The organism is Syntrophotalea acetylenivorans, assembly GCF_001887775.1.
Taxonomy (GTDB): Bacteria; Desulfobacterota; Desulfuromonadia; order Desulfuromonadales; family Syntrophotaleaceae; genus Syntrophotalea_A; species Syntrophotalea_A acetylenivorans.
Genome location: NZ_CP015519.1, coordinates 1,477,251 through 1,489,379 on the forward strand (window position 1 = coordinate 1,477,251; position 12,129 = coordinate 1,489,379).

Annotated in this window: 11 protein-coding genes; 2 read left to right on the forward strand and 9 right to left on the reverse strand. The window is 52.9% G+C overall.

Annotated features, from left to right (window positions below):
* The first annotated feature begins 201 nt into the window (after positions 1-201).
* Positions 202-642, forward strand: a complete 441-nt coding sequence (locus A7E78_RS06720; protein WP_072283512.1) for a Ros/MucR family transcriptional regulator — start codon at positions 202-204, stop codon at positions 640-642.
* 232 nt (positions 643-874) lie between these two features.
* The gene (locus tag A7E78_RS06725) at positions 875-1,645 is read left to right on the forward strand and encodes a PilZ domain-containing protein (protein ID WP_072283513.1); all 771 of its coding nucleotides are present in this window, start codon (positions 875-877) and stop codon (positions 1,643-1,645) included.
* 98 nt (positions 1,646-1,743) lie between these two features.
* Here the strand turns inward: A7E78_RS06725 and A7E78_RS06730 are convergent, their stop codons facing one another.
* The 9 genes from A7E78_RS06730 to A7E78_RS06765 form a co-directional block, all read right to left on the reverse strand.
* The gene (locus tag A7E78_RS06730; protein WP_201258047.1) at positions 1,744-2,925 is read right to left on the reverse strand and encodes a phosphopentomutase; all 1,182 of its coding nucleotides are present in this window, start codon (positions 2,923-2,925) and stop codon (positions 1,744-1,746) included.
* Positions 2,922-3,623 (reverse strand): deoxyribose-phosphate aldolase, encoded by a 702-nt coding sequence (deoC, locus tag A7E78_RS06735; RefSeq protein WP_072283514.1) that lies wholly within the window; start codon positions 3,621-3,623, stop codon positions 2,922-2,924. Before deoC ends, A7E78_RS06730 begins: the two co-directional genes overlap by 4 nt.
* Positions 3,604-4,809 carry a bifunctional glutamate N-acetyltransferase/amino-acid acetyltransferase ArgJ gene (gene argJ, locus A7E78_RS06740; RefSeq protein WP_072283515.1) on the reverse strand — a complete coding sequence of 402 codons (1,206 nt, stop codon included), beginning with the start codon at positions 4,807-4,809 and terminating at the stop codon, positions 3,604-3,606. The genes deoC and argJ overlap by 20 nt, the downstream gene beginning before the upstream one ends.
* A gap of 45 nt (positions 4,810-4,854) precedes the next feature.
* Positions 4,855-7,545, reverse strand: coding sequence for a preprotein translocase subunit SecA (gene secA, locus A7E78_RS06745; RefSeq protein ID WP_072283516.1), 2,691 nt, complete (start codon positions 7,543-7,545; stop codon positions 4,855-4,857).
* A gap of 371 nt (positions 7,546-7,916) precedes the next feature.
* The gene (locus tag A7E78_RS06750; protein WP_083552836.1) at positions 7,917-8,786 is read right to left on the reverse strand and encodes a M23 family metallopeptidase; all 870 of its coding nucleotides are present in this window, start codon (positions 8,784-8,786) and stop codon (positions 7,917-7,919) included.
* Between the two features lie 193 nt (positions 8,787-8,979).
* Positions 8,980-9,432, reverse strand: coding sequence for an N-acetyltransferase (locus tag A7E78_RS06755; protein ID WP_072283517.1), 453 nt, complete (start codon positions 9,430-9,432; stop codon positions 8,980-8,982).
* A 48-nt stretch (positions 9,433-9,480) separates the two neighbouring features.
* The gene (locus A7E78_RS15350; protein WP_235606814.1) at positions 9,481-9,840 is read right to left on the reverse strand and encodes a DNA repair protein RecN; all 360 of its coding nucleotides are present in this window, start codon (positions 9,838-9,840) and stop codon (positions 9,481-9,483) included.
* Complete coding sequence (locus tag A7E78_RS06760; RefSeq protein ID WP_235606815.1) at positions 9,753-11,150, reverse strand: DNA repair protein RecN; 1,398 nt, start codon at positions 11,148-11,150, stop codon at positions 9,753-9,755. The genes A7E78_RS15350 and A7E78_RS06760 overlap by 88 nt, the downstream gene beginning before the upstream one ends.
* Positions 11,151-11,179: 29 nt before the next feature.
* A complete protein-coding gene (locus tag A7E78_RS06765) occupies positions 11,180-12,049 on the reverse strand; it encodes an NAD(+)/NADH kinase (protein ID WP_072283518.1) in 870 nt (289 codons plus the stop codon).
* Positions 12,050-12,129 lie beyond the last annotated feature (80 nt).

Below are 12,129 nucleotides of genomic sequence, written 5' to 3' on the forward strand. Positions count from 1 at the left end.
AAAAGAACGAAAATATCGTCATTAAATAATAAAAGGTGTTGACCAAGCTATGCAACAAAACCCTGCTTATACGAAAAACAGTTAAATTTGAATTTAATATACAACCTACATAATTTTTCTCTTGATTTTAATATTTTTTATAGTATTAGTAATCTAACAACAATAATCATTTACTAATTCGGATCAACAGGAGGACCCTTCATGGCTACCTTGCTCGAAATGGCTGCTGAAATTGTAGCTGCGCACGCATCGACTACTCCCATGTCCAAAGAAGAACTTATTCAAGAGATATCAGACCTCCATAAAGCTTTGAGCTGTCTTGAAAAAGGTGAGGAAGTCGGCAGCGAAGCAGTTGCCGAAGAGGCCTCTACCGGCCCGGTCGTTACCCGCAAAAAAGCATTTGGCAAAGATAAAATTGTATGCATGATCTGCGGCAAGGCCATGAAAACCCTCGCTCGACATCTCAAATCAGCTCACGGCTTAACCGCTTCCGAATATCGAAAGCAGTTCGATATTCCTCGCACCCAACCCCTTGCGGCTCGCGCCTATTCTGAAAGCCGGAGACAAATGGCTGTTGATCGCGGACTCGGCGAGAACCTGGCGAAAGCACGTGCAGCCCGCCTTAAAGCTAAAAAGAAATAGCAAGACATGGTCCTGCATAAAAAAAGCGCCCAAACCGGGCGCTTTTTTTATGTTATGTTTTCGTACTCCAGCAACATATTGCGACCTCGTCAATGTTTTTGAAGTTAGTCATTTTCAACAGCCCGACAGGAAGACCAAGACCTGCCGTCTACATTTTCACTTGACCCTTGGCTGTCTTTCACCATAATAAAAAGCATAGGAAAATCAACAGGCTTGATAAGGGCTATTCTTCATGAAACGTCTTCTGGTCGGCGATAGTCGCGAAAAACTTCTGGCTACCCTTGAAACCATTCTTCGGCATTGGGGGTATCGCACCCTGGTATCTTCTAACCAGCAAAGACTCACGTCTCTGGTCAAAGAAACAACCCCGGATTTGTTAATTTTCGGCGAGCAGATCCTCCAGGACACCTCCTCAGCGATTAGACAAACGGTTATTGAGAAAGTGGCCGCCGGAACGCCGCTGCTGGTAATGACCGACAATTTAAAATCCCCAACTCTGGAAATCCCGTACGAAACACTACCTGTTCCCGTAGATATTTTTCATCTTTTTGAAAAAGTACAGAAATATCTGGAAGAATACCCCCGCAAAAACATTCGTCTGGCATTGCAACTGCCCGGTATGCTCTGCCTAGGCAAAAGCTGTCATCTTGCCGAAGTTTTGAGCCTCAGCACACGGGGATTATTCGTCAAAACCGGCTTTCGGCTGCAAAAGGGAGACAACTTTCGTATAGTCTTTCCGCTGATCGGGATGAAAAAGGAACTGGAGGTGGGTGGACGGGTTCTTTATAGTGTCCGGCCCGATCCGGACAACAACTTCCTGCAGGGAGTGGGGGTGGAGTTTACCGATATCAGCCAGGAGACCCTCGAAGCGCTACAGGGCTTTCTTGAAGGGTGCCTGCTTGACGGCTTGCCTGGACAAACCGGCGAAAAACTTGTTGCAGAAAATACCTCAAAAGACAGCGCGGAAAAACCGACCCTGCATCTGATCAATCCCGCCGCATAAAAAATGCCTTCTCAGCCATCCCCGGCAAACAAATCTCATCCTGCCTACTATCGAAGACACAGCCAGACAGCCAGCCCCACCACCTAGCAAGAACAATCTTACGAATACAAACTTGAGGCAAAGCTCTGACCGTGTTCCATGGTCAAACCATACAGTTCCGCAATTGTTGCGGCGACATCGGTAAAACTTTGACGCACCCCCAAAGACGTACCTGCCGCCAGGCAAGGATGCCAGCAAAGCAGCGGCACGCTCTCACGGCTGTGATCCGTCCCCGGGATGGTCGGATCGCAACCATGGTCGGCCGTCATGATCAGCAGGTCAGTGGGCAGCAACGCCTCCAGCAAGCGAGGCAACCAACGGTCAAACTCTTCCAGGGCTTGACCGAAACCGGTCGCATCGAGGCGATGCCCATAGAGCATGTCAAAATCGACCAGGTTAGTGAATACCAGACCTTGTTTCAGGGACGACAGGGCAGAAAGAGTCTGCTCCATGCCTTCGGCGTTACTGTGGCTCTTGAATGAACTGCTTATGCCTCGACCGGCAAACAGATCACTGGTTTTGCCGACTCCATAGACCTCCAATCCAGCCTCTAAAAATTTATCGAGCAAGGTGAGGCCATTGGGCGGAAGGGAGAAGTCCCGGCGGCGAGTGGTGCGCTTAAAGGTGTCGGCAGCATCCCCGACAAAGGGGCGGGCAATGACACGGGATATGCGATAAGGATCGAGCAGGCGACGCACAATGCGACAGATCTCGTAAAGACGCTCGATGCTGATGATCTCCTCATGGGCAGCGATCTGAAACACCGAATCGACGCTGGTGTAGACGATCGGGCGGCCGCTACGGAGATGCTCTTCGCCAAGCTCACGGATAATCTCGGTGCCGCTGGCTGCAACATTGCCTATAACCTCAACCCCAATGGCTCGGCTGACGGCTTCGATGATTTCAGCGGGAAACCCCTGGGGATAAGCAGGAAAAGGTTGCTGTTGAACCAAACCGGCGATCTCCCAATGGCCGGTGGTAGAATCTTTACCCGCCGATGCCTCCAGCATGCGGCCATAGGCCCCAACCGGATGGGCTTCCGGCGCCACACCAGCCACAGGTACGATATTGCCTAGCCCGAGGCGGGCCAGATTGGGCAGATCGAGACCACCACAATACTCGGCGACATGACCTAAAGTATCGGCAGCAGCATCACCATAGGCTGCGGCATCGGCCAAAGCGCCGACACCGACACCGTCCAGGGTGATAAGCACCGTTCGTTGCACTGGCTGCCCTTTCACGACGGCGCTCCCCGTAAAATTTCATGCATGATAGCGACGGCGTTACTGGTGCCGATACGAGTCGCTCCGGCGGCCAAAAACGCGCGACAAGCTGCCAGATCCCGAATCCCCCCGGCGGCTTTAACACCAATTTTCCCCTGTACCCGCTCAGTCAGCAAACGCACATCCTCCAGGGTCGCTCCGCCACTGCCAAATCCTGTGGAGGTCTTGACATAACCGGCCCCGGCACGCACCACGGCCTCGGCTAAGTCTCCCTTGAGGTCGTCGTTTAGATAGCAACACTCGATTATCACCTTTACCACGGCAGGCCCGGCAGCTGACACTATCGCAACAATCTCCTCCTCGACCTGCTCGATCGATTCGTCCAGGGCGTGGCCAAGACTGATCACCATATCAAGCTCGGATGCACCGTCAGAAACCGCCTGCTTTGCTTCAAAAACCTTGCTGGCCGTCGTCTGGTAGCCAAGGGGAAAACCAATAACCGTGCCGACGGCTACAGTCGAACCGCTCAATTGCCCAACAGCCAGGGGCACAAACCGGGGCGGCAGACAGACCGAAGCAAATTCCCAGCGTCGAGCCTCTTCACAGAGAGTGCGAACTTGCGCAGTCGTTGTATTCGCCTTAAGGAGAGTATGATCCAGATATCGAGCTAAATCTAAAGTTTTGCCCGCATCGGTTTCAAGTCCGGTAGTCGGCATTGATTTTAACGTATTCATAGGTCAGGTCGGAGGTATAATAATCAGCACTGGCATCGCCCAGCGCCAGATCGACAGTCACGGTAAATTCTGCCTGTTTCAAAACTTCTGTGGCCTTTTCTTCCAGCTCCTGACCGGTGCTGATTCCCTGGCAGACCACGGGCACATCGTCAAAGCGGATCTCGACCTTCTCGGAGTCGACCTCGGCTCCCGAATAGCCGACGGCCGCGATAATTCTTCCCCAGTTGGCATCCTCTCCAAAAAAGGCTGTTTTCACCAGGGAAGAAGTCGCCACGCTGACAGCGGCCTTCTTCGCGTCCTCGTCGCTGGCCGCGCCAAGAATACGGATTCGCGCCAGCTTCGTTGCCCCTTCCCCGTCCCTGACGATCATCTTGGCCAGTTCAAGCAACACCCCGGTCAACTCTTCAACGAAACGCTCCCCTTCTGCGGTACCGCTGCATATTTCCCGGTTACCGGCGGCGCCATTGGCCAGCAGCAGCACCATATCGTTGGTGGAGGTATCGCCATCAACAGTAATAATATTGAAGGAGTTATCCACGGCCCGCCGCAATGCTTCCTGCAGCAAAGCCGGCTCCACCTGGGCGTCGGTCAATACAAAGCCGAGCATAGTCGCCATGTTGGGATGAATCATCCCCGCGCCCTTGGCCACACCAAGCAAACGATAAGGGGCCTTGGCCACTTCTCCGCGGCAAGAAGCCAGCTTGGCAAAAGAATCGGTGGTCATAATCGCCTGGGAAACCGCATCGGCAGCATCGGAAGTCAGATTCTGGGCCAACAACGGGATATGCTTCTCAAACGAATCCATCGGCAGTGGCGCTCCGATGACGCCGGTCGACGAGACCGCCAGGTAATTCTCAGGGATTTGCAAAGCGGCCGCAGCCAGCTCAGAGCAACGCTTCGCATCGCGCAAGCCGGGAGCCCCGGTACAGGCATTGGCATTGCCACTGTTGACCAGCACTGCCTGACACAGGCCTTCGGCGACCCTGGGCTCGGTTAGCTGCAGTGGCGCAGCTTTGATTTTATTGGTGGTAAAAACCCCGGCACAACGAGCCGGAACTTCGGAATAGATCAGGGCCAGGTCGAGGCGCCCGGACTTGCGAATGCCCGATGCCCCCGCCGCGAATTTAAATCCCGCTATTTTTTCAGCCTGGTTGGTCGTTATCTTCATTGCCATACTCCTCGGCATGAACTTGAATGAATCATTGCGGCGCCCTTACGCCCCGCAACACTTTTTGTATTTTCGTCCACTGCCGCAAGGACACGGATCATTGCGGCCGACCTTGGCATCCTGACGCGTCATCGGCTTGCGCACCTGATCCTCGCCCCCGGCACGATTTAACTCTATTCGCCGCTGGCGCTGCTGCTCCTCCATCCGCTCGACATCTTCCTCCCGGGCGAGCTGAATACGGAACAGCTTTTCGATGACTTCCTGGCGAATGCGCCCCATCATCTCCATGAACAGCCCGTAGGCCTCCCGTTTGTACTCTTCCTTGGGATTCTTCTGGGCATAGCCCCGCAGGCCGATACCCTCTTTAAGATGGTCGATGGACAGCAGATGGTCCTTCCACTGCGCATCGATGGTTTGCAGCAGCAATACCTTCATCAAATGCTCGAATACCGGGGTAGAAAACTCTTGCTCCCGTTCTTCCAGACGTTGATGTACCTGATCTTTCAGGTTCTGAATCAACTGCACCTGAGTGAGCTGTGCATCGACCTCTTCCGGAACAGTGAAGAGCATGTTGAACAGGCTGTAAATATCTTCACTCAAGCTGTTCCAGTTCCAATCCCTGGGGGACGTCTTTTCCGGACAGAAAGTCGCCACCGTATCCTCGATCAACTCATCAACAATACCAATAACGATATCCCGCAGGTTTTCTCCGGCCAGAACCTCCTTGCGCTGGGTGTAGATTACCTTTCGCTGGGTGTTCATGACATCGTCATACTCGATCAGGTGTTTACGGATTTCAAAGTTATGTCCTTCAACCTTTTTCTGGGCATTCTCGATAGCCTTGGAAATCATCCCGTGCTCAATGGGCTCCCCTTCAGGAATCTTTAAACGATCCATGACATAGGCCACACGATGGGAACCGAAGATCCGCAGCAGGTCATCTTCGAGGCTCAGGTAAAAATGACTCTCACCCGGATCGCCCTGACGTCCGGCACGGCCACGCAACTGATTATCGATACGCCGCGATTCATGACGCTCAGTGCCGAGGATATAGAGACCGCCGGCCTCCAATACTTCGGCCTTTTCCTTGGCGCACTGGGTCTGGTACTTGGCCAGCAACTCCGCCAAGGCAGCTTCCGGATCCTCGGCCGTCGCCGCTTCCCGCTGAGCCAACAACTCCGGGTTGCCGCCGAGGACGATGTCGGTACCGCGGCCGGCCATGTTGGTAGCGATAGTCACCGCGCCCTTGCGACCCGCCTGAGCGACAATTTCAGCTTCTTTTTCATGATGCTTGGCGTTCAGCACATGGTGGGGAACACCGCGCTTTTTTAACAGGCTGGCCAAAATCTCGGAATTTTCAATGGAAATGGTACCGACCAGCACCGGCTGGCCCTTTTCATAACGCCCGGCGATATCCTCGACCAGGGCGTTGAATTTTTCCTTCTCAGTCTTGTAGATAACATCGGACTGATCTTTACGGACCATCGGCCGATTGGTGGGGATCACCACCACATCGAGCTTGTAGATCTCGTGAAATTCAGCCGCTTCGGTATCGGCGGTACCGGTCATACCGGCCAACTTGTCGTACATACGGAAATAATTCTGGAAGGTGATGGTAGCCAGGGTCTGATTCTCGCTTTCGATCTTTACCCCTTCCTTAGCCTCCACCGACTGATGCAAACCGTCGCTCCAGCGCCTTCCGGGCATCAAGCGGCCGGTGAATTCATCAACGATCATCACCTCGCCGTCTTTGACAACGTAATCGACATCGCGCTTGAATAATACATGAGCCTTGAGGGACTGATTCACATGGTGCAGAATTTCGATATTGCCCGGCTCATAAAGGTTATCGATGTTGAGCAACTTCTCAACCTTGGCCACACCCTGTTCGGTAAGCATGGCACTCTTGGCCTTTTCATCAACGGTGTAGTCGCCAGTATATTCCTTAACCGTCTGACCGATCTTTCCGTCACGATGTTCAATGAGCTCGCCCATTTTCAGCATCGGGATAATACGATTGGCGGTATAGTAAAGCTCGCTCGAGTCCTCACTCGGCCCGGAGATAATCAGCGGAGTCCGCGCCTCGTCGATAAGGATCGAGTCAACCTCATCGACGATCGAATAATAGAGGGGACGCTGCACGTAATCGTCCAGAGAAAACTTCATATTATCGCGCAGATAATCGAAGCCGAATTCATTGTTGGTCCCGTAAGTGATGTCGCAGCTATAGGCTTTTTTGCGCTGCTCGTCGGTCAGCCCATGGACGATACAATCGACCGTCAAGCCCAGAAAACGATGGACCTGGCCCATCCATTCGGCATCGCGGCTGGCCAGATAATCGTTGACCGTGACCACATGGACTCCCTTGCCCGGCAGGGCATTGAGATAAGAGGCCAAAGTCGCCATCAAAGTCTTACCTTCACCGGTCTTCATTTCAGCAATCTTGCCCTGATGCAAAACCATGCCGCCAATCAACTGCACATCGAAATGACGCATACCCAGGACCCGTTTGGCCGCTTCGCGCACCACGGCGAAAGCCTCGACCAACAGATCATCCAGGGTCTCTCCCTGCGCCAAGCGCTGACGAAACTCATCGGTTTTGGCGGCCAATTGTGAATCGTCCAGACCGGTATAATTCTCTTCGATGGCATTGATCTTTTCGACCAACACCCGCAAACGCTTCAATTCGCGTTCATTTTTACTTCCGAAAAGCTTCTTCAACAAACTGTTAATCATCTATATATTCTCCATAAGTATTTAATTTCGTATGAAATTTTCGACCATCGAGAAACCCGAACGGACCTATGATAAAAATTTAAAAAACAACAAATTTTATCATAGCGATTCACGACCGACAAGGTGAAAGCAGCGCCATCCTAAAAGGGCAATAGAACCAAAGGCATTACCAACCGAAAGACTTTCTCCGGAAACCTGTCAGACAGCCTCAAGGAAAAAGCCCCGGTAAACCGGGGCTTTTAGGTAGCTGGCTAAGCAAAAATCGCCAAGTGCAAGGCGCGCAATTGTCTGGGAATGAGACGTACGCAGGTACGTCGCAGTGAGAAGACCAATTGCAGCAACGCAGCAATTGGTGAGTTTTTGCGACGCCATCAAAGATATCGTTTTGGATTGACAGGAACACCGTTGAGGCGCACCTCGTAGTGGAGATGGGAACCGGTCGAGCGCCCGGTATTGCCTACTGCAGCAATCTTCTCACCCCGCTGGACACGCTGCCCGACCTTAACCAATATCTTGGAATTGTGCGCATAATAAGTCTGGTAACCATAGCCGTGGTCGAGGACCACAATCTTGCCGTAATCGGACAAAGACGCCACCTTACTGACGACACCATGCGCCGTAGCCAGTACCGGCGTTCCGGTTCGCGCGGCGATATCATAGCCATGATGCAACTTGCGCCGACCGGTAAAAGGAGACAAACGTCGACCGAACCCAGAGGTTACCCAGCCCTTGGTGGGCCACCCTTTCGGCTTAGCCGCCAGCATTGAATTCTGGTCATTGAAAAAGCTCTGGATCTCTTCCAGGCTTTGTCGACGCAAATCGATGTCGCGCCGTATCTGATCGATATGCTGCTGAAGCTCAGAGAGTTCGCCAGCCGCATCGACTTCGATCGGCCCCCCCAGACCGGCCGGAGTATCGGGAGCTGGCCTGGACAATTCCGCCATTAAACGAACCTTGGCGTCATTTTGCGCAAGGACAACCATCTCGCGACGCAGATTCTCAAGATCGACGGACAGAGATCGAATGAGTTCCTGCTGACTACCGTTTTCGGCTCGCAGATGCTGCAACTCGCTCCGGTCCAGGCTCGTCCGGCAATAATCAAAGCCCAACCAGGCAATACCCAGCAAAGCAGCAGCCATAACCCCTGCAACCAGCTGCAGACTACGGATTCCAAGACGGAAGCGCCGCACTCGATGGGAACCGTCAGGAATGACGATAATGGACATCTTCTGTTCAGCCAAGAGTGTACTCCTTCAACAAGCAGCGGGAAATCTGCTTGATTTAAACCTCAACGGAACCATCAAAACCCAGACCGCTATTCAAGAGATAGACAGCCTATCCCATTAGCCCAGAATTGAGGTAACGGCTCTAATTAATAGGAAAAATTCAGTTCTCTGTCAAGGCGTTAATCCGCAAGCCGCCAAAGAAGACTGACTACAGGACAATTCGCATGGCAATTTCGTCACAATCCGGAAACTTGGGACACTTGACGCAATCGCTCCAGATCTTCTGCGGCAGTTCTGCCTTCTCGATATAATGAAAACCCATCTTCTCAAAGAATAGCGGCTGATAAGTCAGGGCAAAAACCTTTTTCAGTCCCAATTCCCGCGCTTCATCAAGACAAGCCTGCACCAGCTTCCGACCGATTCCCTTTTTCATCTGGCCTTCGGCAACGGCCAGAGAACGCACTTCCGCCAGATCTTCCCAACAGATCTGCAAACTAACCGCCCCCAAGATCTCGCCGGCGACCTCATAAACATAGAAGGAACGAATCACTTCATAGATATCCGGCAAGGAACGGGACAACATCAATTCCTGCTGGGCATAGGTTAGCAGCAACTTATGAATGGCTTTAGCGTCGGGTATGCGTGCTTTACGAATGGCCATTATCCAACTCTCGCTTGGTGTTTATATAACAGGTGGCACCGCAGGAAACTATAACTGAGGCGCCGATTGAGCAATGATCTCGCGTGCATGCTCCAGCGTGCGTTCGGTTACTTGAGCTCCACCCAGCATGCGAGCCATTTCCTCAATCCGCTCTTCACCTTCTAGAAGCACCAGGCCCGTGCAGGTGCGCCCATCCCTTTCTTGCTTTTCCACCCGGTAGTGCTGATCGGCAAAGGCAGCCACCTGGGGCAAGTGCGTGATACAGAGCACTTGGGCTTCTTGAGCAATAGCCTGCAACTTCTGTCCGACGGCGCTGGCTGCTACCCCGCCGATGCCGGCATCGACCTCGTCAAATATGAGCGTAGGGATATGCTCAGCCCCCGGTGCCGCTCGGCGCAAAGCCAGCATAATCCGCGACAATTCCCCCCCGAAGCAATCCAGGCCAGAGGTTTGGAATCTTCGCCGAGATTGGCGGCCAGATAAAATTCACCCCGCTCCAAGCCACCAGGACCCGGTTGCGGCAAGGCAAAAAGACGCATCTCAAACTGGGCCTTGGGCATGGCCAGCTCGGTTAGTTCCTTCTCGACTGCTTCCCGTAAAGCCTCGGCAGCAGCACGCCGTTTGGTTGAAATGACATCGCCCTGTTGCTGCAACTGCAAGCGCGCCCATTCAAGACGCTTCGCCAACTCCTCCCTGGTGGCGTCGGCATGCGCCAAAGCTTCACTCTCTTGAGCAATATCATTCCGGTAGGCTAACAGCCCGTCAATGGAACCGGCATACTTACGCTGCAAGTCGGCCAGCAGAGCAAGACGCTTCTCAACCTGATTAAGGCGGGCAGCATCAAAAGAAACCTTGCCGGCATAACTGCGCAACTGTTCGGCGACATCCTCCAACATATACAGAGAGGAACGCACCGTTTCAGCCAAAGGCGACAACTGGGCATCGACCCCCGCGCTGTTTTCCAGTTCGGCGGCCACGGCATCGAGATGAGTACAAACTGCTTGCTCGGCCCCATACAGAGTCTCATAGCCGGTCAAGGCCGAACGCGACAAACGCTCGCCATGCTGAAGCAAGGAACGCTCGGCGAGCAACTCCTCATCTTCCCCTGCTACCAGTTCCGCCTCATCGAGCTCGCGCAACTGAAAACTCAACAGGTCCAGACGCTGCAGACGGCCAGCCTCAGCATCCTGTAGCTTTTGCAGCTCTTGCTCCAACTGCTGAATATCGTCATAAGAGTGACGATAAGTGTCCAATTCCGGCTGCAAACCAGCGTAACTATCGAGGAATGCCAGATGACTGTCCGCCCGCTGCAACCCCTGGTGTTCATGCTGGCCATAAATATTCATCAACTGGCTGGTCAAAGGCTGCAATTGGGCCAGCTTTGCCAAACTGCCATTGATATAAATCTTATTGCGGCCGTTGCGATTAACGACTCGCTTGATCAGTAATTCTTCTTCATCATCGAACCCGCCAGCAGCGAGCGCCTGACGCACCGCCGGTTTTCCCTGTAAATCGAAGACAGCTTCCACCACCGCTTCTTCGCTGCCGGTACGAATAAGATCGACACGGGCCCGATCCCCAAGCAACAAGGCAACCGCATCGATGATGATCGATTTACCGGCACCGGTTTCGCCGGTCAGAACATTAAAACCGCTGGAAAAACCGACCTCTAGAACGTCGATAATCGCAAAGTCCCTAATGTGAAGATCCGTCAACATGGCGTTTCTCTCAGTTGCAACACGGCGGTTTATCGTTCTCCCCAGCCCAACTTGGTGCGCAGTACTTCAAAATAATTTCGGGAGGGACTATCGACCAGCAGCGTACCCCGCCGAGCCTTACAAACCTGGATGATATCACCGGCCTGCAAATCCACTGCGACTTGACCATCGGCGGTAAAAACCACATGTTCGGCCTTACTTTTGACTTCGATTCGAATCGTGGCATCATCCGAAACGATCAGTGGCCTGTTGGCCAACATATGCGGACAGATCGGCGAAATAACAAAACAGTGTAACCCCGGTGAGATAATCGGACCACCGGCAGAAAGATTATAGGCCGTAGAACCTGTAGGTGTAGCAATAACCAGGCCATCGGCTTTAAAAGTTGTCAGATAAGCATCATCGACGGAGACTTCCATATCGACGATACGAGCGATTGCACCCTTATTGAGTACAACGTCGTTAAGGACCCGAAAGCGTTTGAGCTCCTGGCCTTCACGAAAAATCACCGCCTCCAACATCATTCGCCGGGACAACTTGAAATCGCCCTGAAGGACTCTTTCCAAACAGGGAAACATCTCATCGCGGGTAATTTCGGTCAAAAACCCGAGGCTACCTAAATTGACGCCCAAAATGGGTATATCCCTATCGCCATTATGCCGCGCTACTTGCCGGGCCACAGAAATCAAAGTACCGTCGCCACCGAGAACAACGATCAGATCAACCATGGATGGAATCTGCCGCCGTTCATACCCTGGTCCCTGCCCGGGCAACTGACGGGCCAACGCTTCTTCCAGAAAGACCTCTTGCCCCCTTTTAGCGAGCCAGTCGACTACATCGCCAGCGACACGAACCGCATCGGGATGACTGCATTTAGCATAGATTCCGACCCCTTTCATACCTTCCCTTTCCGCCACTCTCGGCATGCCGCCGAAGCTAGCACAGCCTTCAAACAAAGTCCATCACTTTCAACAACTTA